Here is a 24,020-nt window from a genome sequence, read left to right on the forward strand (position 1 = left end):
TACTCATTTTTTTAAAAAATAAAATAGTATATTATTGCTATTCATGGCATTTAAAAGAATTTTTACTGGAAGTGTGATATCATAAGAGAAAGATTGCTTAGAAGGGATGAAAGTATTGTCGAAGAAACTAGTTCGAAAACCTGTTCAAAAAAGAAGTTTAGATAAATTAAACACGATTTTAGCTGTTTCGAAAGAATTATTTGCAAAAAAGAATTATTTTAATGTTACCACAAATGAAATTGCAAAAGAAGCGGGGATTTCAATAGGGACACTATATTCTTATTTTTCAAATAAAGAAGAGATTTTATCTTTAATATTAAAAGACTACAATGAATCGTTTATTGTAATCTTTAACCAACTGAATACTAGTGAAAATTTGGAGTTATTCAGTAGTGATTACAAAGGCTGGATTGAAAAATTAATTGATAATTTAATTAGTTTAGAAGATAAAGAGTTTCATGCGCAAATTGAGATGCTTTCTTATTCCATTCCTGAGGTTAAGGAAATACAGGATCAGCACAATGATAAAATGAAAGAACTCACTTATCAATGTTTGAAACATTATGTAGGTAATAAAGAAATAACAAATCTAAAATCTATTTCTAATATCCTATTTAATTTTATCACCTCTATTGTAGATGAAATTTTGTATTCCTCGCATTCAGACGAAGAGATAACTGTTTTAAGGAAGACATCGTTAGATTGCATAGCTCTAATCTTAGAAAACTTACTTTATAGTTAAAATGATAAAAGAGGCTGGGACAAAAGTCTAACCTTAAATATAAAAAGCGAACAAAACGGAGTTATCTGACACTCAGAAGTCTGTCTTGTTCACTTTTTTGTCTAATCTATCGATTTTAAAAATTTATAATAAAGAATTCCTAAAATCAAAATCTTTTTGTCCCAGCCTCGTTCAGTCTTATTTGTCAAGAAAAAATCAGAAGTATTCATCGATGAGGTAAAAAGGTGAAATTCCAACTTACAAAATTGTAAGAAAAATGAGAGAAATGTAAGCTAAAGAAATGGAAAAAAGAACCTCTTTCTTGTATCCTAGGAAAGGAAAAAGGAGGATCCTATGAAAAAAATAATTGACAATAGCAGTTTGAAACTGCTTGCTATGCTTGCCATGCTGATTGACCATATCGCCTGGGTATCTTTTCCACTGGCTACCAATATGAATATTCTCTCTCCTAACTGGCCGGCCAATAGTATGCACATAATAGGCCGCCTGGCTTTTCCAGTCTTTGCCTTTTGTATCGCGGAAGGATATCGGCACAGTCATGATGTGCGCAAGTATATGAGACGATTGGGGCTGCTGGCTCTTATCAGTATCATCCCTTTCTCTCTGATGGGCTGGGTTACTGGTCTTGGCTTTATCATGCAAAATACGGTTGTTACTCTCTTTTTGGGGCTCTGTGCTCTTTATTACAGTGATCAGCAAACAGCAACCTGGAGAAAAGTTCTAATTATTCTACTCTGTTTTACTCTGTCCATTATCGCTGACGGTGGACTGACGGGAGGAGTTTTTGGTATCTATGCCTTTGCAAAGATTAAAGACCCAATCTTCCGAAAAATTGGCGGTGTCTTGGTACTGAACAGTGTGCAAATCCTAATTTTGGCCTTCAATTTCTCCTATGATGGTCTGGCTGATCTGGCTGCCACCTGTCTTCTGTTTCTCCTCGTGACCTCTTTCTACAACGGTCAAAAAGGGGCCAATATTGGAAAAGTATTTTACTGGTTTTACCCCCTTCATTTGCTCGCCCTGTCTCTGTTTCGAATTACCTTTCTCTTATTTCTAATGTAGTTAATGAATGTGTTAAAAGTTGCAGTAGAAATACCTGTTAAGTTAATTTTTCTTTTGGTAAGTCTCAATAATAGAGTAAAAGAGTCTGGGACAATAGTCTCTTTGCTACAAAAAAGAGTTTGAGACAAAAAAATTTCAATTTTTAAAAATCTTAATTATTAAGCCCTTCTAATCTATAATTAAATGCGAAAAGCGAACAAAGCAGAATTCTGATTACCAGAAAACTAGTTTTGTTTGCTTTTTATATTTGAGGTCAGACTTTTGTCCCAGCCTCTTTTTGCTTATAGTTCAAGTTCTTCCAACCCTGTCTCCGTCAGTTTATAAATCTTCTGGCAGACTTCTTTGAGAAATATCCGGTCGTGGGAGACAGCGATAATGGCGCCAGGATAGGTCGCCAAAAGCTGGCGAACCTGAGGCTGAGAGGTGGGAGAGAAGTTGCGGGTTGGCTCGTCCAGAAGGAGGACGTTGGGGCGGTCTAAGACTAGTTTGAGCAGGAGGAGTTTGGCTTTTTGGCCACCGGAAAGCTGCCCAATCGGGTGGCGGGCCTCGTCGCGCGTGAACTGGAGACTGGCTAGATGTGTCAGGATTTTCTCCTCCTGGGACTTGTCGCCAGAGTGAGCCAGAAAATCCAAAGGGCTGCTCTCATCAGCCAGCAAGTCGCCATAATGCTGGGGCATGTAGCCGGCTCGCATATCTGTCCGCTCACGCAGGATCTTCCATATTTCCTTAAGCAAAGTGGATTTTCCTGCACCATTAGCACCAATCAGTCCGATTTTTTCCTGACCGCAGACCTCCAGAGTCAGGTTCTCCGCCAATTGTCGTTCGTCAGTTTCCAGTTTCATTCCTTCTAATTTGAGGATTCTTTTGGTCAATGGCAGAGCTTCTATGTCTGAGAAGTGAAGGCTGATGGCATCTTCCTGTATCGGGATTTCGGTCATTTCAGCGCCTGCCTTTTCAAATCGTTTTCCCTGTGAGAGGATGTTTTTCATCTTCTTAGCCACTAGTCGCCCCGCAGTAGCATCATGGGTGTTTCGTAAAGTATGCTCCACACTCTGATTAACCCGTCGGTGTTTTTCCATGGTCTTGGCGTGTTCTTCCCGCTCTTTTCGTGCTAGTTGACCTTGTTTTTCAAAGACCTCCTGACGCTGATGGCGGTAATTTTCATAGTCCAGACTCTTGACGCTGGTTCTAGCCTCCTGCTTCTTTTTGATTCGCTCCAGATGAACAATCTTGGCCGCAGCTTGAGCGAGAAAGTGCTCGTCGTGAGAGACGAAAAGGACCGTTCTCTTGCTGTGGCTGATAAAGTTTTCCAGCCAAGTCAGAGTTTCAAGATCAAGGTCATTGGAGGGCTCGTCAAGAAAGAGAATATCCCAATCACTGGCTAGTTTCTTGATGAGTTGGACCTTGAGTTTTTCTCCTCCAGATAGGCTAGAGAGTCGCTGCTGACTGGCAAAACGCTGGCTGTCAAAGTTGAGCTCTCCAGCATAGCGGTAGAGCTTGGCATATTCCAGTTCGATCTCAAAATCAGCAAAGAAATAGTCATTGAGGGTCAACAAGGCATCCTCTGAAGGCAACTGCTGGGGCAGATAAACAGCAGCAGTATAGGACTTATCAATCTGTCCGCTGTAGCTGACATAGGAGCTGACCAGTCGTTCGTCTAGCAAGAGCTTGAGCAGAGTGGACTTGCCATTGCCCTCCTCACCGATAATAGCGACCTTGTCTCCTTGATTGACAGTCAGTGACAAATCTTTGACTAACTCCTTCAGGTCTTTTAGGTGGGTAATCGTTAGATTTCTTATTTGAAGCATAGATGTCTCCTTCATTTTATAACACAAAATACAGCCCTGCTTTATTTAGCAGAGCTGTTTTTAGTTGCACAAAGCAGACACAGGAGTGTCTAAGTAGGATTATTCGTTCATAGGCTTCCAGCTTACACTGTCATAGGAGCGACAGGATTAATCTAAAGATAAGCAAATAGAAGCTAGAAAGCACCGAAAACGAACATCCCGCGGATATGCAGAAACATGACAAAATCTACTAAATAAAGTTTCCTTTAAAAAATAGACTTAATTTTTCATGTCTCCGTGTACCTCCGAAATAGTTCTGTCTTAAGTCTAGCAAAAGATAGTAGATTCGTCAAGCGCTTTCAAAAAAATAAAAATTTTTAAAAGTTTTTTGGATACTATTTTATAAACTTTCTAAGAATATTGATTTCAAGGCTTTTAAGCTGATTTTAATATATAATTTTTTAATTATATAAAAATTTGACATATACCAGAAAATTATATATAATATTCTTGTATATAAAATTTATATATATATATAAAATGATTATACAAATAGGCCTAAAATTTGTAAAAGATAAGAAGAGCTGGAATGGGATAGATTTCAGTCGTCATTTTAAATTGTATCTAAGGAGTAAGAAACCATGCCAAAAACGTTATTTCTCTGGCTTTTGACAGTCCTAAGCTTAGGACTGGTAAAAACGCCTCAAGCTAAGACGATGGAGCAATCTTTGAAGTCTAACGCGGCGGTCATTGAGATTAGCCAAAAAATTCAGGACCATGTCAAGAAAGATGAAGCGGCAAGGGTAGCTGTAGAAACTGTGACTTTTGATTAGATGATGCAAATCATTGCTTAAGAAAGGAGAAAGCTATGTTAAGAATTTTTATCCGAATGGTGTACAGAAGTATCGCCTATGCGATTGTTGAAGCTAAATAGAAAGGAAATATCATGAAAAAATCATTTATTCTAACACTTTTAACGATTATAACTCTAGGACTCTTCCGACCGGTTACAGCATTGGCTGAGGAGCAGAAGTTGCCGTCTGGCACGGAGCGTAGCCAAATTGGTCAGAAAATCCAAGACTTTGTCAAGGAACATGAAAAGACAACAGCTGGTTTGGCGACGACGGTCTTTGATAAGGATGGCACCATCTACAAAGGAAACTTTGGCTATATGAACAAGGAAAAGAAAGTCAAAACGGATGATAACAGCGTTTTAGAATGGGGATCGGTTACCAAGCTGACGGTTTGGGTCTCCGTCATGCAGCTCTGGGAAGAGGGAAAGATTGACCTAGAGGAAGACATCCGCACCTATCTGCCAGAGGGATTTTTAAAAAAACTTCGCTATGATAAGCCGATCACTATGATTGATCTCATGAACCATCAGGCGGGATTTAGCGAGTCAATTCAGGGCCTTAAGGAAGAGACAGGATTGACAATTGAGGAAAGCTTAGCCAATAATCAGCCAACCCAGTCCTACGAACCAGGCACCATGACCAGCTACTCAAACTTCTCTGCCGGTTTGGCGAGCTATATCGTCGAGCGAATCTCCGGACAGGACTTCTCTACCTATGTCCATGAGCATATCTTCCAGCCATTAGAGATGAATGATACAGCTATGTCTTCAGATTTGAAGGATAATCTTAAGGTTTATAAGAAACGAATGGAGGCCTTGTCATATAGTGCAGATGGTCAGACTTCGAAGGGGACTGCCTATTTATACTCAGCGCTCTATCCAATGGGAAATGCTGCCTCTACCATGGCTGACTTTCAGAAGTTTGCCCAAGCGCTTTTGAAGAAAGAGAAGCTCTTCCAGCGAGCTGAGACTTGGGCGACCCTATACACAGTGACCTCGACCTATCCAGGGACAGAGCTGCCGCTCAATATGCACGGTTTCTGGGCTACAGAGTTTGGCATGACTGTTGTCGGCCATAGCGGTAATACCTTGGGGTATTCCTCTTTCATCCTGCTAGACTTGAAAAATGGCATCGGTATGACTATCATGACGAATCAAGAACACGAATTCGTCTACAACCATGAGATGCCGGCTTTGGTCTTTGGACCTAAGAAAAAGACGGACTCAGCCACCTTTGACAAATTCCAGTCTGGAAATTACCGATCTACTCGCTACTTTGCCAGTGGTCCTATGTCTATCTCTAGAAGCTTATTCCTCTATACTAGTTTTGTCAAGAAATCCGAGGACAATCCACTTTTGAGTCAGGATTTTTCAGTAGTCAGTGGCAGCGGAGATAAGGTCAAGGTGACAACTCCTTATGGAAGTTATTTCAGAGTCAAGGATAGCGAAATTTTGGCAGACTGGGCCATGCTTATTGCAGCGGCAGTCGGAATTGTTTTCGGTATCATTCTCTTTTTGGTACGGGGTGGCTTAGATCTTTTCCGATTGGTATTCAAAAAAGGTCAGCCTAAAACACCTAAGAAACTTCGGATTTGGACTTATCTGACCTCTTTAGCGGCAGTAGGAGTGGCTTTAAATTTCTATGGCCTTGTTGCAGCTTTTCTAGCAAGTAATCGTAGTTACCCCTATAGCATATGGCCTTATATAGTCTTTGCAGTTCTAGGTTTAATCTTAGCAGGATGTGCCATCTACCCGTTCTTGAGTAAGGCTAAAAAGGGACTTAGCAAAGGTCGGCTCTTATTGACAATCATGACGAGTCTATCTGCTCTCGCTATTGTAGCTAACATTCTTTATTGGTCACTCTACCAGTGGTGGGCGATGTGATAAGTTGCCTGTCCTCCTTCGGGAAGGTGGGCTTTGTCTGCATAATTCTGCAAAGGAGAATCGCATGAAAAAAATATTTATTTTTACACTGCTAACTATTTTAACATTGGGGCTTTTTCGCCCAGCCACTGCGCTAGCTGAAGAACAGAAGCTGCCGTCTGGTACGGACCGTGACAAAATCGGTCAAAAAATCCAAGACTTTGTCAAGGAACATGAAAAGACAACAGCCGGTATGGCAACAACCGTTTTTGACAAGGACGGGACTATTTACCAAGGCAGTTTTGGATATATGAACAAGGAAAAAGGCATTAAAGCCGACGATAACAGCGTCTTTGAATGGGGCTCAGTCGGGAAACTAGCTATTTGGGTCTCCGTTATGCAGCTCTGGGAAGAGGGCAAGATTGACCTTGACGAAGATATTCGCACCTATCTGCCAGAGGGATTTATGAAGACTTTGCGCTACGAAAAGCCCGTTACTATGACAGACCTCATGAACCATCAGGCCGGCTTTGGCGAGTCTACCCATGCCTACAAGGAAGATAAGGGCTTGTCTGTTGAGGAGATTCTGGCAGTTAATCAGCCAGAACAGTCTTACGAGCCAGGCACCATGACAGCCTACTCGAACTTTTCAGCTAGTCTGGCAGCCTATATCGTTGAGAGAATCTCCGGTCAGGACTTCTCGGCCTATGTCCATGAGCATATCTTTCAACCACTAGGGATGAAAGACACTGCTCTATCAGCCGACTTTAAGGAAAATCCAAAGATTTACCAGAAGCGGATGGAGCAGATCTCTTATCGGGCGGACGGTCAGACATCTATGGGAACTAGCTATTTCCATCTAGGGCTTTACCCAGCAGGGAATGCCGTCTCCACTCTGGCTGACTTCCAGAAGTTTGCCCAAGCGCTTTTGAAGAAAGAAAAGCTCTTTAAGCACGCTGAGACTTGGACAACTCTCTACACTGCAACATCGAATTATCCAGGAACGGATATGCCGCTCAATATGCACGGTTTTTGGACACGGGAGTACGGCACGACGCTTGTTGGCCATGGAGGAAACTCGACTGGCTACTCATCTTATATTCTGTTGGACTTGAAAAATGGTATAGGTATGACCATTATGACGAATCAAGATCATGAGTTGATTTATAACTATGAAATGCCAGCCTTGGTTTTTGGACCTAAGAAAAAGACGGACTCAGCCACCTTTGATAAATTCCAGTCTGGCAATTACCGATCTGCTCGCTCCTTTGCCAGTGGCCCTATGTCTATCTCCAGAATCTTGCTTTACACTCAGTTTGTGAAGAAATCCAAGGACAATCCGCTTTTGAGTCAGAATTTTTCAGTAGTCAGCGGTAGTGGAGACGAGACTAAGGTAACAGCTTCCTATGGCGATAACTTCAGAGTCAAGGATAGCGAGATTCTGAAAGACTGGTCCTTGCTTATTTCAGCGGCAGTCGGAATTGTTTTCAGTATCATTCTCTTTTTGGCACGGGGCGGACTGGATCTCTTCCGCTTGGTCTTCAAAAAAGGCCAATCTAAAACACCAAAACATCTTCGCATCTGGACTTATCTAACTTCTTTAGCTGGAGTAGGTGTGGCTATAAACTTCCTCCTCCTCTTTAACACATTTGCTACCGACGATCTGAGCTTTCTAGCTAGCTGGCGCTACATTGTCTTTGCTGGTCTGGGATTGATTCTGGCTGGCTGTGCAGTCTTCCCACTTCTGACCAAGGCAAGAAAAGGGCTGAGTAAGAGCCGACTCTACCTAACTGTCTTGACTAGTCTGTCAGCTCTAGCTATTGTTGTCAATATTCTCTACTGGTCACTTTATCAGTGGTGGGCATTGTGATTATTTTCTTGTCTTTTCTGGGGGAATGGACAATCTTGTGAAGGAATATCTCATGAGGTAAATCGTTTGATTAATTCTTTTTACAATCTTAAGGTTAGTGATTTTTCAACAGGAGCTGAAGTACAATAGCTGTCTTTTATACAGAGCGCGGCTAAATGAGGCAAAAAATCTAGGACCTTATCAGACTACAAAAAGCAAGCAGATAAAATCAAACCATTTAAAGGAGAAAATTCGATGACTAATGAAACAAGAAGCAAACCACAACCAAAACTAGTCTGGCCATTTTTGGCCTGGAACTTCGGCTGGACTTGGGGATTTATGTTGCTAGCAATCATTCTCAAAAATCTCTGGCCGGAAAATCCACCTATACTCTATCTGGCTCTGGAAGGCCTCCTAACGAGTCTCAGTATGTTCGGACCGGTGATAGCAAGCCTAATAGTGCTGAAAATAAAAGGCTTCAAAGCCATCTGTTCCTTTATCTTCTCAAGCAAGAAAGGGACATGGCTCTATCTCCTACTCTTCAGTGGAGGTCTGGCTGTGATTTTTGCATTAGCTTCCGGAGGCAAGCTGGTAGACGGGGCTCTGCTTTCATTTATTGGATCCTTTATCTACCTTATGACCTTGGCTGGTGGCATGGAAGAGCCTGGCTGGCGAGGCTTTCTGCAGCCGGCTTTGGAAAAGAAGTTCTCTATGTTTATCGCCTCCTCGATAACTGGACTAGCTTGGGCTTGCTGGCATATTCCTCTCTGGTTTTATGACCGCTTTTATGATCGAAGTCAGAATCCCTTTCTAGTCTTTATCATTGGATGTATCATCCAATCCATCTGGTTTGCTGCACTGCATAAGAAGACGAAATCTGTCCTTGCCTGTATGATTTTCCATGCCCTACTAGATATTCTGATAGAAACCTTTGTCGGCATCAACCTAGCTGATAAGTTTGATTTCTCTCAGGTTAACTCTCTCTTTTACCTTGGCGGCTTGGGCATTCTGACCCTTTACAGTATTTATCTCTGGTATCGGGCGGATAAGGAAGAGAAAAACGCATGACTAAAAAATAAGAATAAGCTGATTCTAAAATTAAAGGGAGACAGTACAAATTATCTGAACTTAGCTCATGTGAATCTTTGAGTCGAACAGAAAGGAAATGCTATGAAAAAATCATTTATTCTAACACTTCTAACCATTATAACTCTAGGACTCTTCCAGCCAGCTACTGCGTTAGCTGAGTCGCAGAAGCTTCCGTCTGGTACAGACCGAGACAAAATCGGTCAGAAAATCGAAAATTTTGTCAAGGAACACGAAAAAACAACCGCTGGTATGGAAACAGCTGTCTTTGACAAGGGCAATACTATTTACCGGGGCAACTTTGGCTATATGGACAAGGAAAACAAGGTTAAGGCTGATGATGGCAGCGTTTTCGAATGGGCTTCCATCACTAAGCTGACCGTCTGGATTTCCGTCATGCAGCTCTGGGAAGAGGGCAAGATTAACCTAGAAGAAGACATCCGAACCTATCTTCCGGAGGGTTTTCTGCGAAATCTTCGCTACGATAAGCCTATCACCATGCTGGATCTGATGAATCACCAGCCCGGTTTTGACGAGACACCGCTCTACAATAAAGGTGATAACAAAACGATTGAGGAGTTGCTCTTGGACTACCAGCCTATCCAGTCCTTTGAGCCGGGAACGACGACGGCCTATTCTAACTATGGCACATCTCTGGCCTCCTATATAGTGGAGCGGATTTCCGGGCAGAAGTATGTGGACTATGTCCATGAGCATGTCTTCCAGCCCTTGGGCATGGATCGGACTGGCATTCTGGCGGACTTATCGGACAATGCCTATGCCCAAGCCAAGCTCAAGGAAGCTAAGGGGTATGACAGTCAAGGCAAGCTTATAGGCAATGTACCGTATAAAGTTGGTCTTTACTCAGAAGGGGGAGTAGTGGGAACTCTGGATGACCTGCAGAAATTTTCCCAAGCCCTGCTGGGCCGCAAAACCCTCTTCAAGCGTCTGGAGACTTGGTCTACCCTTTACTCAACGACATCCACCTATGCAGGTACGGACAATGCCCGTAATGCCCATGGCTTTTGGGCCAGCCACTATAGCGTCACCTTGCTAGGACATAGCGGCAATTCAAATGGCTTTTCTAGCAATCTCTATCTGGATCTTGAAAATGGTATCGGTCAAGTCATCCTGACCAATCAACAATATGAACTAATTTACAATATGCAAATGCCAGAACTGATTTTTGGCAAGATGAAGACTGCCAGCGAAGAGACTAAGAAGCAGTTCAGTCCTGGCTCTTACCGCTATCTGAGCAGCTATAATAATGGCCCCTTGTCCATCCTGCTCATGATGCCCGGCACTATCATGAAGTTTGGTAAGCTAACTGACCAGCCGGGCCTACTGACTACTTTCTGGACAATTGACCAGAGTCAGGGTGCTGATCGTATAGAAGTCGGTGTCCTAGATGCAGAAAAGCTTTCGGATACGGAGCTTTTCCAGCATTATCTGGTTCTGATTCTCGGAGCTTTGGGTCTTGTCTTTGCACTGGGGAATGTCTTGATTAGTTCTTTGATCGGCGGTTTCCGTCTCATCCTGCGTAAAGCAAGAAGTTCGGCACCTCGCTCTTGGAAGATCTGGAATTACCTGACCTCTATTGGTATTATCCTTTTCGGGGGCAATCTCATTCTATTTTTACTGTCTGCCATGAATCCATTTCAAAATTATTCAATGATTCAGTCTTGGCGCTTCATAGCTTTTGCCGGTTTGGGACTATTCTTAGCAGGCTGTGCAGTTTTTCCGCTCTTTAGCAAAGCTCGAAGGGGTCTCGGAAAAGGCCGCCTCTTCCTGACAGTTCTGACTAGTCTATCTGCGTCGGCTATTGTCGCCAATATTCTCTATTGGTCTCTTTACCAGTGGTGGGTGATGTGATAAGTTGCCCGTCTTCTTGAAGGTATGTATGCTTTGTCTGCATAATTTTACAAAGGAGCATCTCATGAAAAAATCTATTCTAATCATTCTTTTAACCATTTTGACGTTAGGAATCTTCCGACCGAGCGCTGTTTTAGCTGACTCGCAGAAGCTGCCATCTGGTACGGAGCGCAGCCAAATCGGTCAGAAAATCCAAGACTTTGTCAAGGAACATGAAAAGACAACGGCCGGCATGGCAACAGCAATCTTTGATAAAGACGGAACAATCTACAAGGGAAATTTTGGCTATGTGGACAAGGAAAACAAATTCAAAGTTGACGATGACAGTGTTTTTGAATGGGCTTCAATCACTAAGCTGACGGTCTGGGTATCGGTCATGCAGCTCTGGGAAGAGGGCAAAATAGACCTGGAAGCAGACATCAAAACTTATCTGCCAGAAGGCTTTCTCCGCAATCTTCGCTATGATAAGCCTATCACCATGCTGGATCTGATGAACCATCAGGCTGGTTTTGATGAAATGCCACTCTATAAAAAGGGAGACAAGAGCGACTTGGAAGAGCAGTTCCGCGATTACCAGCCTATTCAGTCCTTTGAGCCGGGTACGACGACATCATACTCTAACTTCAGCACGGCTTTGGCATCTTATATCGTGGAGCGGATATCTGGGCAGAAGTATGTAGACTATGTCCATGAGCATGTTTTTGAGCCGCTGGACATGGATCGGACTGCTATCTTGCCTGACTTATCGGACAACGCTTATGTACAGGAAAAGCGCAAGGAGGACAAGGGCTATGATGACCAAGGTAAGCTCTTGGGTGATACACCATTTAAGCTCTGGATGTACCCAGTCGGAGGGGCTGTGGGGACTCTAGGAGACCTGCAGAAATTCGCCCAGGCCTTGCTGGAACGTAAGGCGCTCTTTCATCGTCCAGAAACTTGGACCGAGCTTTACTCAACAACCTCTACCCACCCTGGTACGGATATTGTTCGTAATGCTCATGGCTTTTGGGCCAGTCACTACGGTGTTACCTTGCTGGGACACAGTGGTAATGCTGATGGCTTTTCTAGCTATCTCTACTTAGATCTGAAAAATGGCATCGGCCAAGTCATCTTAACCAATCAACTGTATGAACAAGTTTACAATGTTCAAATGCCGGAGCTGATATTTGGCAAGATGCAGACTGTCAGCGAAGCTACTAAAAAGCAATTCAAGCCTGGCTCTTACCACTATCTGAGAAGCTATAATAGGGGGCCGCTGTCCTTCATGCTCATGATTCCCGGGGCTATCCAAAAGATCAACAAAGTCTCAGATCAGCCGGATCTGCTGAGCACTTTCTGGACTATTGACCGAAGCCAAGGTGCTGACCGCCTCGAATTCGGTGTCCTTAATGCAGAAAGGATTTCCGATTCAGTTCTCTTTAGGCATTATCTGGTCGTGTTTCTCGGAGCTCTGGCGCTCGTGTTTGCTTTGGGAAATGTCTTGATTAGTTCTTTGATTGGCGGTTTCCGTCTCATTCTGCGTAAAGCAAAAAGTTCGGCTCCTCGCTCTTGGAAGATTTGGAATTTCCTGACTTCTCTAGGGATGCTGCTGTTTGCTGGCAATCTCATTCTGCTTTTACTGGCTGCCATGAATCAGGATTACTCAATTGTTCAATCTTGGCGTTACATGGTCTTTGCAGGACTAGGCCTATTCTTAGCAGGATGTGCGGTTTATCCGCTCTTTAGCAAGGCTCAAAAGGGTCTCAGAAAAGGCCGCCTCTTCCTGACGGCTCTGACTAGTCTATCTGCCCTGGCCATAGTAGCTAATATCCTTTACTGGTCGCTTTACCAGTGGTGGGTGATGTGATAAGTTGCCTGTCTTCCTTTGGGAAGGCGGGCTTTGTCTACATAAATCTGCAAAGGAGAATCGCATGAAAAAAACATTTATTTTCACACTTCTAACTATTTTAACATTGGGACTTTTTCGCCCAGCCAATGCGCTAGCTGAAGAGCAGAAGTTGCCGTCTGGTACAGAGCGCAGCCAAATCGGTCAAAAAATCGAAAGTTTTGTCAAGGAACATGAAAAGACAACAGCCGGCATGGCAACAGCTGTCTTTGACAAGGATGGCACTATCTATCAAGGAAACTTTGGCTATATGGATAAGGAAAAGGGAATCAAAGCCGATGATGACAGCGTTTTTGAATGGGGCTCCGTGACTAAGCTGACCGTCTGGGTCTCTGTCATGCAGCTCTGGGAGCAAGGTAAGATTAACCTAGAAGAAGATATTCGCACCTATCTGCCAAAAGGCTTTCTTAGAAATCTCCGCTATGACAAGCCCATTACTATGCTAGATTTGATGAACCATCAGTCTGGATTTGACGAAGCTACCTTGTACATGCGAAGCGATAAAAGTATCGAAGAAATCCTTAAAGAACAACAACCTATCCAGTCCTTTGAACCCGGTACAGTCACAGCTTATTCAAATTACGGTACTGGCTTGGCTGCATTGATTGTCGAGCGGATCTCCGGTCAGAAGTTTGTTGATTATGCCCATGAGCATATTTTCCAACCGCTGGGCATGGACAAGACAGCTATTTTACCAGATTTATCAGACAATTCCTACGTCCAGAAAAAACGTCAAGCAGCCAAAGGATATGACATCCAAGGAAAAGTTCTGAGCAAGGATAGTTACATCGTTGGCCTCTATCCTATCGGTGCGGCTACCGGTACCTTGAAAGACTTACAGAAGTTCGCCCAAGCCCTGCTGGCTCGCAAGACGCTCTTTGAGCGTCCAGAGACTTGGAGTACCTTCTACAGCCCAAGCCTGACCTATCCTGGAACAGATACTGCCCGTAACGCTCATGGCTTTTGGGCTAACGAATATGGCACTACAGTGCTAGGACACGGTGGTAATACACTTGGCTTTAGCTCACGGATGATATTGGACTTGGAGCATGGTATCGGCTATGTCGTCATGACTAATCAGAGTACAGAGCAAAATTATAATTTCCAAATGCCAGAGCTCGTCTTTGGGCCACGTAAAACGGCCAGCAAGGAAACCCAAGAGCAGTTCAGTCCAGGCTATTACCGCACTCTACGCAACTTTAATCAAGGACCGCTGGCTATCTTTAAAATAGTTTCAGGCTTTGCAAATAATTGGCAAAAACCATCTGAAGATCAACGATTGTTAAATAACTTCTGGACCATTTATCAGAGCAAAGGCAAGCCCCATATTGCATTAGGTGTCGCAGACTATGAGAAAATCTCTGACTTTGATTTCTATAAAGACTTTATTGTTCTTGGCTCTGGTGGACTTGGTATCATCTATGCCCTCGGTCTACTCCTCATTAGTCTGATTCTAGGAGCCTATCGACTCATCTTCCGTAAAAAACAAGAACAGCCAGACCACGTGTGGAAAGTCTGGAACATTCTAACAGCTGTTGGGGTTTTGGTTTTTCCGATTAATCTCTTTCTAATGTTCGTGGCGCAAGCTTCAGGAGATTTTAGCGAGATTGCTCAGTGGCGCTATATGGTCTTTGCAGGTCTGGGCCTATTCTTAGCAGGCTGTGCGGTTTATCCGCTCTTTAGCAAAGTGCGAAAAGGCCTCGGAAAAGGTCGCCTCTTCCTGACAGTTCTGACTAGTCTATCTGCACTCGCCATAGTAGCTAACATCCTTTACTGGTCTCTTTACCAGTGGTGGGTGATGTGATAAGTTGCCTGTCTTCCTTTGGGAAGGCGGGCTTTGCTTGCATAATTCTGCAAAGGAGTCTCTCATGAAAAAAATATTTATTTTCACACTGCTAACTATTTTGACATTGGGGCTTTTTCGCCCAGTCACTGCGCTAGCTGAAGAGCAGAAGTTGCCGTCTGGTACAGACCGAGACAAAATTGGCCAGAAGATTCAAGACTATGTCAAAGAGCACGAAAAGACAACAGCCGGCATGGCGACAGCTGTCTTTGACAAAGACGGCACTATCTATCAAGGAAACTTCGGCTATATGGATAAGGAAAAGGGAATCAAAGCCGATGATGACAGCGTTTTTGAATGGGGCTCCGTGACTAAGCTGACTGTCTGGGTCTCTGTTATGCAGCTCTGGGAGCAAGGTAAGATTGACTTAGAAGAAGATATTCGCACCTATCTGCCAGAAGGCTTTCTTAGAAATCTCCGCTATAACAAGCCCATTACTATGCTAGATTTGATGAACCATCAGTCAGGTTTTGATGAAGCCCCTCTCTATATGCAAGGGGGCAAGAGTTTAGAGGATTTGCTGCTCCAATATCAGCCCGCTCAGTCCTTTGAGCCGGGAACAACGACAGCTTATTCCAACTACAGTACGGGGTTAGCAGCCTATATTGTGGAGCGAATTTCTGGGCAATTCTTTGTTGATTATGTTCATGAGCATATCTTCCAGCCTCTGGACATGGAGAGAACGGCTATAGCTCAAGACTTGTCTGACAATGCTTATGTCCAAGCCAAGCGCAAGGAAGTAAAAGGATATGCGACAGATGGCAGCCTGTTAGGCGATGCACTTTATGAAGTCGGACTGTATCCTATTGGTCGGGCAACAGGAACATTGAGTGATTTTCAAAAATTTGCTCAGGCCCTGCTAAGTCGTAAAAGTCTCTTTACTCGGTCGGAGACTTGGACGACTCTTTATTCAACGACAGCAACCTATCCTAATACAGACATCGTTCGTAATGCTCATGGCTTCTGGGCCAGTAAATTTGGCGTTACAGTGCTAGGGCACGGAGGAAATACAAATGGTTTTTCCAGCTATCTCCTGCTGGATCTGAAGGATGGTATCGGCCAGGTGATCATGACCAATCAAGGCGTGGAAGAAATTTATAATGATGGCATGCCAGAATTGATTTTCGGAAAACGTCCGACAGCCAGTGCAGAGACTCAGAAAAAGTTCGAACCTGGCTACTATCAAATCCTTCGGAATTTTAACCAAGGTCCGCTTTCTTTGTATCAGCTCTTTCCAGGTAATTTGCTTCATATGAAGAAGCCGTCTTCGGAGCGAATGGATCGTTCGTTTTGGACTATTTATAAAAGTGGAAATGGCAAAACGCGAATCGCTACTATGGTCAGTGATTTTGAGAAAGTCCCTGACTGGGAAATCTGGACTAAGTTTGGGTTGAACGCTCTGGCTTGTCTTAGTGTCGTTTATGCTTTGGGTAATCTACTTGTTCGGCTTGTGCTAGTCCTTTATCGACTGGTCTTTGGCAAGGTGAAAAGCAAGCAAAATCGAGCTTGGAAATGGTGGCACATCTTGACAGCTGCAGGAGTAGTGGTCTCAGCTGGAAATTTACTCTTGCTCCTGCTTAGTTCAAGCACTACGGATCTCAGTATCATCGCTCAGTGGCGTTATATGGTCTTTGCTGGTTTGGGATTGTTCTTAGCAGGATGTGCGGTTTATCCGCTCTTTAGCAAGGCTCGAAAAGGTCTCGGGAAAGGCCGCCTCTTCCTGACGATTCTGACTAGCCTATCTGCGTTGGCTATTGTCGCCAATATTCTCTATTGGTCACTTTACCAATGGTGGGTGATGTAGTTTAAAAATTTTGAAACAAGAAAAGAGCCGGCATATAAGCTGGCTCTTCGTTTGGTTTTATACATTCAGTACCTTGTCCAAGAAGTCTTTAAGACGTGGATGCTGCGGATTGTCAAAGATTTGGTCAGGCTTGCCGTCTTCTAGGAATTCACCATCAGCGGTAAAGATAACGCGGTTGGCTACCTGACGGGCAAAGCCCATCTCATGGGTCACAATCAGCATGGTCATACCTTGCTGGGCCAGATCCTTCATAACGTTTAGAACGTCGCCGACCATTTCAGGGTCAAGGGCAGAAGTAGGCTCGTCAAAGAGCATGATATCTGGATTCATAGCCAGACCGCGAGCAATAGCTACCCGCTGCTTTTGACCGCCGGACAGGCTGTCTGGACTAGCATCTGCCTTATCAGCTAAGCCGACCTTTTCCAAAAGCTCCATACCCAGCTTATTTGCTTCGTCTTGGGTCAAGCGTTTGTGCTCAACAGGAGCAAAGGTGATATTTTCCAGAACAGTCATGTGTGGGAAGAGGTTGAAGTGCTGGAAGACCATACCGATATTTTCACGGACCAGATCCACATCAGTTTTTTTGTCCGTCAGATCAAAGCCGTCAACCGTGATAGTCCCGCTGGTCACTTCCTCTAGCAGGTTGAGACTGCGCAGGAAGGTTGACTTACCAGATCCAGAAGGACCGATGATGCAGACCACATCTCCCTCGTAGAATTTAGCAGTAATCCCCTTTAGGACTTCGTTTTCCCCGTAGTATTTATGAAGATCGTTCACATCGATTTTTAATTTTGCCATTACTTAATCCTCTTTTCTAAGCGTTTTGCCAAGCGGGTCAAGAGCGTGATAATGATGAGATAGAGCACGGCTAGGATAGCATACATCCGGAAACTCTGATAGTTGCGGGCGATGATGTCCTTACCCGTTTTGAAGAGCTCGGCCAGTCCAATAGCTGAGACAATCGTTGTATCCTTGAGTGCGATGACAAACTGATTGACAAAGTTTGGCAGCATAATCTTGGTTGCCTGTGGCAGGATAATCTTCCGCATGGTCTTGGAGTAGGAAATTCCCAAGCTGCGGCTGGCTTCCATCTGCCCAACTGGAACGGCCTGAATACCTCCACGGACAATTTCAGCGATATAGGCGCCGGCATTGAGAGAGAGGGCGATGGTTCCTGCGACGAAAGCATTGATTGGGCTTTGTTGACCAGTCATGGATTCGATTAGGTTAGGAATCCCCCAGAAGATAAAGGCTGCCACAATCATCAGTGGAATACCACGAATGACATCGACAAAGATTTCTGCAATCCAGCGCAGCGGTTTATAAGGGCTGACGCTGAACATACCAAAGATAATCCCGATTACCATAGCAATCGCAAATGAAATCAGTGCCAAAGCAATCGTCACTCCCAGACCTTTAAGAAGTTCTTGGTAGTTGTTTTGCAGCAAGCCCCAAATAGTGGACTCATCTACAGTGGATTCCTTTTCCTCGCTAGCCAGATACTTGTCTAAAATCTCTTGGTATTTGCCGCTTTCTTTGAGGTTGGCCAGTCCATTGTTAAACATCTCAATCAGCTCAGGATTGCTGCCTTTTTTAACTGCGAAAGCGACTTGGCCGCTTGGTGTGCCTTCGATAGGTGTTTTAAGCTTCTTACCTTGTTTGATAGCGTATTTGACAACGGGCTCATCATCCATCACAGCTGCGACAGAGCCAGTATTGAGACTGTCGTACATGGAAGCTGCATCTGAGAAAGTTTTGATAGAGTAGCCATATTTACTCTTATTTTCCTCAAGGAAAGTCTGAGAAGCAGTACCGGTTTTGACACCAACTGTCTTGCCCTTGAGTTCCTCGTAGGACTTGATATTGCTGCTGTCCTTGACTGCCAAGATAGAGTTAGCTGTATAGTAAGGGTCAGAATAGTCAAAAGTTTTCTTGCGGGCATCTGTGACAGACATGCCGGCGATAATTCCGTCAGCTTGACCGGTCTGAACGCTATTGATAGCCGCATCAAAGCCAGGGTTGGTTACTTCCACAGTAAAGCCTTGGTCTTTGGCAATAGCCTTAATCAGCTCCATGTCAATCCCAGTGTATTGGTTGCTGTCATCTTGGAAGACAAAAGGGGCAAAAGATGAGTCGCTGGCAATGATGTATTTATCTTTTGTCGGAGTAGCTTTTTGACCAGCTGGAGTAGAAGTCTCTGGAACAGCTGAGTCAGAGCTGCCTTTAGAAGCCGTCCATTTATTGATGATTTCATCCAGACTGCCGTCTTCCTTCATCTGCGCCAAAGCCTCGTTAAACTCAGTAACTAAGTGCTCGTGCTTGCTACCTTTTTTGACACCGAAAGCAAAGCTTCCGACAGCCTCACCCTTCATAGAAATTTTCAGGTTTTGGCCTTGATTGATAGCGTACTCAATGACAGGCTGATCGTCCATCACTGCATCAACATCACCAGCAGAAAGGCTATTATACATCAAGTCACCTGTGTCAAAGGTTTTGAGAGTGAAGCCGTACTTATCCTTGTTCTTCTCAAGGAAACGTTGGGCAGCTGTACCGGTTTTGACACCGACTTTCTTCCCTTTCAGCTGTTCATATTTGCTGATGGTGTTTGCCTTGGTCGTCGCGATAACGACCTTGGTGTCATAGTAGGTATCAGACATGGTAAAGACTTTTTCGCGCTCGCTTGTCTTGGTCATACCAGCCATGATGGCATCCGCCTGGCCAGCTTGGACTGCATTGACGGCTGCATCGAAGCCTGGGAAGCTCATGTCAATGTCCCAACCCTTGATTTCTGCGACCTTGTTAATGATATCAACGTCAATCCCCTTGTAAGTTTGATCAGAATCTTTAAATTCAAATGGTGCGTAAGCAGTATCGGACACGATTTTGACCGTATCTGCCTGGGCTGTTGCCCCTAACGCAAAAAATGGAAATAATGTTAGCAAAACTGCTAAGAATTTTTTCTTCATTTTCTTCCTCCTTTTTAGCATTCTAGCATTATAGCAAAAAATCACTGATTAGGCAAATTTCTCCTGTTTTTATGTTAGGTTTTCTGACATAAAAACTCTCTGTATTTCTCAAAAATACCCACAACTTTTCTTTGTACTTAAAGCAAAGTCTGCTATACTGGAAATGAATGAAAGCAAGGTTAGAATGAGGTTCTTATGAAAAAATCACGTATCTTGGACGGAGTCAATCAAGCTCGCTTTGTCCCTCCTTATATTTTGTCTCTTTTGCTGGCAGTTGTTTTCGTGCAAGGAGGACAGCAATTGGCCTATCTGGCTTTGGAGCCGATTTCGGCTGTCCTCAGTCTTATCCTAGGTTTCTTAGGTCAAGGCGGATTCTTTGAAATCTTCTTCAATTTTGCCCTGCCTTTTCTCTTGTTCGGTTTTGTTTTTATGATACTGGCTCTCTTTCTCTGGGTGCGCTGGGCTGAAGGACGAACGTTCTCGACTCTGGGCTTTGTTAAAAAAGGAAGCTTGGTGGAGCTAGTCAAAGGATTGGCAGTAGGTTTTCTCCTCTTTAGTCTAGTCGCTCTGCTTATGCTGTTGAGCGGAGCTGGCTCTGTCGAATGGGGACAGCTGACGCTGGAACCTTTTCTCTATATCTTGATTTTGCTTCCGCTCTGGATGATTCAGGGCGGAGCAGAAGAGCTAGTGACACGGGCTTGGCTGCTGCCAGTTTCTGTCAAAAAGACCAACCTGCCCATCGGTTTGCTGACTTCAAGCCTGCTCTTTGCCCTCTTGCACCTAGGCAATCCAGATATTGGCATTATCCCCATTGTTAACATTGCCTTATTTGGCCTCTTTGCAAGTCTTTATCTGCTTCGGACGGACAATGTCTGGGGGATTATAGGACTTCATGCTGCTTGGAATTTTAGCCAAGGCAATATCTACGGTTTCAGTGTTAGTGGTACTGGTGTGGACGCGGCAGTCCTGAATTTTATCCCTAAGTCAGAATGGAGCTGGCTGACTGGTGGAGCTTTCGGCGCTGAAGCTTCTATTTTCAGTTCGCTCATTCTCTTGTTGGCTGTCCTCTATTTGATTCTCAAGATGAAAAAAGACGGTAGTTTGACTGGGGTAGTGGGAAAATCACAATAACTGTGCGAACATCCTCTTTTGCCAACCCTAAAATAATATGCTATAATAAATTAAAACAAGGAAAGGAATAATTATATGTTTAAATCTCGTATGTTGGATGCTATCAAGCAATCGCGTTATATTCCGCCGATTTGGTTGGCTATCTTGATTGCTATTGGCTTTGTTTATGGAGGAGGAATTTTAAGTTTTGTCGGAATGTTGCCAATCGGTATCATTGTCGGACTCTTATTTGGCTTTGCAGATCCGACGATTAATCGGACAGAAGCAATGGCAGCCATTAGTCACTATACGGTCTTTTTTCAGCTAGCTGGTTTCTTCTTTATCGCCCTAGCAGTTTTCCTCTGGGTTCGGTATCGTGAGAAGCGTCCTTTTTCTAGTTTGGGATTCTATAAACAAGACTGGTTCAAAAATCTCCTCAAAGGCTTCCTTATTGGAGTCGTTCAGTTTTCACTGGTTGTTGTCTTGCTCTTGGTAACGGGGACAGGCAGTCTGAAATTAGGTCAGCTTAATTTACAGTCTTTGATTTTTGTCCTAGCAATCATTCCTTTCTGGATTCTACAAGGCGGAACAGAAGAACTAGTGACGCGTGGTTGGCTCTTTCCAGCAGTTAGTGCTAAGTCAAATATCTTCATTGGTATCTTGATTTCTAGTGCTCTATTCGGGGCATTGCACCTCTTTAACCCTGGTGTGACCGTTCTTTCTATTGTCAATATCATACTAGACGGTATCTTTGCTTGTTTCCTTATGCTCAAGTATGACAATATGTGGGTACTGGCTGGCATGCACGGCGCTTGGAATTTTGTGCAAGGAAATATCTACGGTATTCAGGTCAGTGGCCAAGGAGCATCTACCTCAATCTTGAACTATAGCTCACAATCTTCTGTGGATTTGCTATCCGGCGGAGCTTTCGGTGCTGAAGGATCTATTTTTGCCAGTATCGTCCTGATTGGCTGCATTGCCTATCTTTACTGGTCATTAAAGAAAGAAAATCGCCTGCCTCAGGAGCTGATTTTTAAGAAATAACCATTTCGCCCAGTTGAGCTGGGCATTTTTTATGTCTTTTAACGAGGTGTATGACAAGGAACAGACGATGGTAGAAGCGTGGCCATTCTACCTACACCCAAATCCAGAGAAAATAGGGCAAATATGGTAAAATGATAGAAGCACAATTTAAGGAATAAAAGATGATTAACAGAATAACAGATAATAAATTTGAATTGGTTTCCAAGTACGAGCCTTCAGGAGATCAACCCCAGGCTATTGAGCAGTTGGTGGACAATATTGAGGGGGGCGAGAAGGCTCAGATTCTCATGGGAGCGACGGGTACTGGTAAGACCTATACCATGAGTCAGGTTATCGCTCAGGTCAACAAGCCGACACTGGTTATCGCCCATAATAAGACCCTGGCCGGCCAACTTTATGGTGAGTTTAAGGAGTTCTTCCCCAATAACGCGGTGGAATACTTCGTTTCCTACTATGATTACTACCAACCAGAGGCCTATGTGCCTTCCAGCGATACTTATATCGAAAAGGATAGCTCGGTCAATGACGAGATTGATAAGCTCCGTCACTCAGCGACCTCAGCCCTCTTGGAGCGTAACGATGTGATTGTCGTGGCTTCGGTCTCTTGTATCTATGGACTAGGGTCGCCTAAGGAATACTCTGATAGCGTGGTTAGCCTGCGTCCTGGACTAGAGATTTCCCGTGACAAGTTGCTCAATGATTTGGTAGATATCCAGTTTGAGCGCAATGACATTGACTTTCAGCGGGGGAAATTCCGTGTTCGAGGCGATGTGGTGGAGATTTTCCCAGCTTCTCGGGATGAGCATGCCTTTCGGGTGGAGTTTTTCGGAGATGAGATTGACCGGATTCGTGAGGTTGAAGCCTTGACCGGTCGAGTCTTGGGTGAGGTGGATCATTTGGCCATCTTCCCAGCCACTCACTTCGTGACCAATGAAGACCACATGGAAGTAGCTATTGCTAAGATTCAGGCCGAGCTTGAGGAGCAGCTTGCTATCTTTGAGAAGGAAGGCAAGCTTCTGGAAGCTCAGCGCTTGAAGCAGCGCACAGAGTATGATATCGAAATGCTGCGCGAGATGGGCTATACAAATGGCGTTGAGAACTATTCTCGCCACATGGATGGTCGAAGCGAAGGAGAGCCACCTTATACCCTTCTGGACTTTTTCCCTGATGATTTCTTGATTATGATTGATGAGAGTCACATGACCATGGGACAGATTCGGGGCATGTACAATGGCGACCGCTCTCGCAAGGAAATGCTGGTTAATTATGGTTTCCGCCTGCCATCTGCCTTGGATAACCGCCCGCTGCGTCGGGAGGAGTTCGAGAGCCATGTTCACCAGATTGTCTATGTATCGGCTACGCCGGGCGACTATGAAAATGAACAGACGGATACAGTCATTGAGCAGATTATCCGGCCGACAGGGCTTCTGGATCCTGAAGTGGAAGTCCGCCCAACTATGGGGCAAATTGATGATCTTTTGGGTGAAATCAATGCTCGTGTTGAAAAGAACGAACGCACCTTTATCACAACCCTGACCAAGAAAATGGCGGAAGATTTGACGGACTACTTCAAGGAAATGGGTGTCAAGGTCAAGTACATGCACTCGGACATCAAGACCTTGGAGCGGACTGAGATTATCCGAGACCTGCGCTTGGGTGTCTTTGATGTATTGGTTGGGATTAACCTGCTGCGCGAGGGAATCGACGTTCCCGAGGTTAGTCTGGTGGCAATTCTTGATGCAGACAAGGAAGGTTTCCTCCGCAACGAGCGTGGTCTAATTCAAACCATTGGCCGGGCAGCCCGCAACAGCGAAGGGCATGTTATCATGTATGCCGATACCATGACCCAGTCCATGCAGCGAGCTATTGATGAAACGGCCCGCCGTCGGGCCATCCAGATGGCTTATAATGAAGAGCATGGCATTGTACCGCAGACCATCAAGAAAGAAATCCGTGACCTGATAAGCGTGACCAAGGCAGCCCTGCCAGACAAGGAAGAAACTGTCGAAATCGAAAGCCTCAACAAACAAGAACGCAAGGACATGATCAAGAAACTGGAAGGCCAAATGCAAGAAGCTGCCGGACTTCTCGACTTCGAACTGGCCGCACAGATTCGCGATATGATTCTGGAAATAAAGGCGATGGATTAGAAAATATAGTTAGCACCAAAGTTGCAAGCTAAGCTCTTAATTGCTTCTCTAGTCAATGAGTCACTATGTGAAAAAAAGTTAGAGAAGTTTAAGTGGGGGAATTG

Annotated in this window: 16 protein-coding genes; 13 read left to right on the forward strand and 3 right to left on the reverse strand. The window is 44.3% G+C overall.

The genetic code is table 11. The annotated features are described in order from the left end of the window. Positions 1-106 precede the first annotated feature (106 nt). Both FKX92_RS02310 and FKX92_RS02315 read left to right on the forward strand, forming a co-directional pair. Entirely contained in the window at positions 107-742 is a 636-nt protein-coding gene (locus FKX92_RS02310; RefSeq protein ID WP_009755063.1) for a TetR/AcrR family transcriptional regulator, read from the forward strand. Between the two features lie 333 nt (positions 743-1,075). Continuing rightward, positions 1,076-1,804 (forward strand): TraX family protein, encoded by a 729-nt coding sequence (locus FKX92_RS02315; protein ID WP_149565403.1) that lies wholly within the window; start codon positions 1,076-1,078, stop codon positions 1,802-1,804. 281 nt (positions 1,805-2,085) lie between these two features. Here FKX92_RS02315 and FKX92_RS02320 read toward each other — a convergent pair whose 3' ends face one another. Then, the gene (locus FKX92_RS02320) at positions 2,086-3,612 is read right to left on the reverse strand and encodes an ATP-binding cassette domain-containing protein (protein WP_149565404.1); all 1,527 of its coding nucleotides are present in this window, start codon (positions 3,610-3,612) and stop codon (positions 2,086-2,088) included. A 620-nt stretch (positions 3,613-4,232) separates the two neighbouring features. On the opposite strand from FKX92_RS02320, the gene FKX92_RS02330 reads away from it, so the two are divergent. The 8 genes from FKX92_RS02330 (at position 4,233) to FKX92_RS02365 (ending at position 16,646) form a co-directional block, all read left to right on the forward strand. Then, positions 4,233-4,424, forward strand: coding sequence for a hypothetical protein (locus tag FKX92_RS02330; RefSeq protein ID WP_149565405.1), 192 nt, complete (start codon positions 4,233-4,235; stop codon positions 4,422-4,424). 113 nt (positions 4,425-4,537) lie between these two features. Further along, the gene (locus FKX92_RS02335) at positions 4,538-6,328 is read left to right on the forward strand and encodes a serine hydrolase domain-containing protein (RefSeq protein WP_149565406.1); all 1,791 of its coding nucleotides are present in this window, start codon (positions 4,538-4,540) and stop codon (positions 6,326-6,328) included. Between the two features lie 64 nt (positions 6,329-6,392). Continuing rightward, positions 6,393-8,177 carry a serine hydrolase domain-containing protein gene (locus FKX92_RS02340; protein WP_149565407.1) on the forward strand — a complete coding sequence of 595 codons (1,785 nt, stop codon included), beginning with the start codon at positions 6,393-6,395 and terminating at the stop codon, positions 8,175-8,177. A gap of 234 nt (positions 8,178-8,411) precedes the next feature. Further along, a complete protein-coding gene (locus tag FKX92_RS02345; protein WP_149565408.1) occupies positions 8,412-9,224 on the forward strand; it encodes a CPBP family intramembrane glutamic endopeptidase in 813 nt (270 codons plus the stop codon). A gap of 102 nt (positions 9,225-9,326) precedes the next feature. Then, positions 9,327-11,114, forward strand: coding sequence for a serine hydrolase domain-containing protein (locus FKX92_RS02350; RefSeq protein WP_149565409.1), 1,788 nt, complete (start codon positions 9,327-9,329; stop codon positions 11,112-11,114). 64 nt (positions 11,115-11,178) lie between these two features. Further along, positions 11,179-12,960 (forward strand): serine hydrolase domain-containing protein, encoded by a 1,782-nt coding sequence (locus FKX92_RS02355; protein ID WP_149565410.1) that lies wholly within the window; start codon positions 11,179-11,181, stop codon positions 12,958-12,960. 64 nt (positions 12,961-13,024) lie between these two features. Continuing rightward, positions 13,025-14,803, forward strand: coding sequence for a serine hydrolase domain-containing protein (locus FKX92_RS02360; RefSeq protein ID WP_149565411.1), 1,779 nt, complete (start codon positions 13,025-13,027; stop codon positions 14,801-14,803). Between the two features lie 64 nt (positions 14,804-14,867). Further along, positions 14,868-16,646: a serine hydrolase domain-containing protein gene (locus tag FKX92_RS02365; protein WP_125382372.1), complete on the forward strand. Its 1,779-nt coding sequence runs from the start codon at positions 14,868-14,870 to the stop codon at positions 16,644-16,646. 57 nt (positions 16,647-16,703) lie between these two features. Here the strand turns inward: FKX92_RS02365 and FKX92_RS02370 are convergent, their stop codons facing one another. Together FKX92_RS02370 and FKX92_RS02375 are read right to left on the reverse strand one after the other, a co-directional pair. Further along, the gene (locus FKX92_RS02370) at positions 16,704-17,444 is read right to left on the reverse strand and encodes an amino acid ABC transporter ATP-binding protein (protein ID WP_002895249.1); all 741 of its coding nucleotides are present in this window, start codon (positions 17,442-17,444) and stop codon (positions 16,704-16,706) included. Then, on the reverse strand, positions 17,444-19,612 hold the full coding sequence (locus tag FKX92_RS02375; protein ID WP_149565412.1) for an ABC transporter substrate-binding protein/permease: 2,169 nt from the start codon (positions 19,610-19,612) through the stop codon (positions 17,444-17,446). Before FKX92_RS02375 ends, FKX92_RS02370 begins: the two co-directional genes overlap by 1 nt. Before the next feature lie 195 nt (positions 19,613-19,807). Between FKX92_RS02375 and FKX92_RS02380 the strand changes: the two genes are divergently transcribed. The 3 genes from FKX92_RS02380 (at position 19,808) to uvrB (ending at position 23,916) form a co-directional block, all read left to right on the forward strand. Then, positions 19,808-20,743, forward strand: a complete 936-nt coding sequence (locus FKX92_RS02380; RefSeq protein ID WP_149565413.1) for a CPBP family intramembrane glutamic endopeptidase — start codon at positions 19,808-19,810, stop codon at positions 20,741-20,743. 75 nt (positions 20,744-20,818) lie between these two features. Further along, positions 20,819-21,766, forward strand: coding sequence for a CPBP family intramembrane glutamic endopeptidase (locus FKX92_RS02385; RefSeq protein ID WP_149565414.1), 948 nt, complete (start codon positions 20,819-20,821; stop codon positions 21,764-21,766). Between the two features lie 161 nt (positions 21,767-21,927). Then, positions 21,928-23,916: an excinuclease ABC subunit UvrB gene (uvrB, locus tag FKX92_RS02390; protein WP_002904675.1), complete on the forward strand. Its 1,989-nt coding sequence runs from the start codon at positions 21,928-21,930 to the stop codon at positions 23,914-23,916. Positions 23,917-24,020: the final 104 nt, after the last annotated feature.

Origin of the sequence: Streptococcus sanguinis (assembly GCF_008329445.1) — a bacterium.
Taxonomy (GTDB): domain Bacteria; phylum Bacillota; class Bacilli; order Lactobacillales; family Streptococcaceae; genus Streptococcus; species Streptococcus sanguinis_O.

Coding starts and splice junctions, on each gene's coding strand:
- FKX92_RS02320 (WP_149565404.1), bottom strand. CDS start 3,612: ATGCTTCAAATAAGAAATCTAACGATTACCCACCTAAAAGACCTGAAG.
- FKX92_RS02340 (WP_149565407.1), top strand. CDS start 6,393: ATGAAAAAAATATTTATTTTTACACTGCTAACTATTTTAACATTGGGG.
- FKX92_RS02380 (WP_149565413.1), top strand. CDS start 19,808: ATGAAAAAATCACGTATCTTGGACGGAGTCAATCAAGCTCGCTTTGTC.
- FKX92_RS02345 (WP_149565408.1), top strand. CDS start 8,412: ATGACTAATGAAACAAGAAGCAAACCACAACCAAAACTAGTCTGGCCA.
- FKX92_RS02360 (WP_149565411.1), top strand. CDS start 13,025: ATGAAAAAAACATTTATTTTCACACTTCTAACTATTTTAACATTGGGA.
- FKX92_RS02385 (WP_149565414.1), top strand. CDS start 20,819: ATGTTTAAATCTCGTATGTTGGATGCTATCAAGCAATCGCGTTATATT.
- FKX92_RS02315 (WP_149565403.1), top strand. CDS start 1,076: ATGAAAAAAATAATTGACAATAGCAGTTTGAAACTGCTTGCTATGCTT.
- uvrB (WP_002904675.1), top strand. CDS start 21,928: ATGATTAACAGAATAACAGATAATAAATTTGAATTGGTTTCCAAGTAC.
- FKX92_RS02335 (WP_149565406.1), top strand. CDS start 4,538: ATGAAAAAATCATTTATTCTAACACTTTTAACGATTATAACTCTAGGA.
- FKX92_RS02375 (WP_149565412.1), bottom strand. CDS start 19,612: ATGAAGAAAAAATTCTTAGCAGTTTTGCTAACATTATTTCCATTTTTT.
- FKX92_RS02365 (WP_125382372.1), top strand. CDS start 14,868: ATGAAAAAAATATTTATTTTCACACTGCTAACTATTTTGACATTGGGG.
- FKX92_RS02370 (WP_002895249.1), bottom strand. CDS start 17,444: ATGGCAAAATTAAAAATCGATGTGAACGATCTTCATAAATACTACGGG.
- FKX92_RS02310 (WP_009755063.1), top strand. CDS start 107: ATGAAAGTATTGTCGAAGAAACTAGTTCGAAAACCTGTTCAAAAAAGA.
- FKX92_RS02350 (WP_149565409.1), top strand. CDS start 9,327: ATGAAAAAATCATTTATTCTAACACTTCTAACCATTATAACTCTAGGA.
- FKX92_RS02355 (WP_149565410.1), top strand. CDS start 11,179: ATGAAAAAATCTATTCTAATCATTCTTTTAACCATTTTGACGTTAGGA.
- FKX92_RS02330 (WP_149565405.1), top strand. CDS start 4,233: ATGCCAAAAACGTTATTTCTCTGGCTTTTGACAGTCCTAAGCTTAGGA.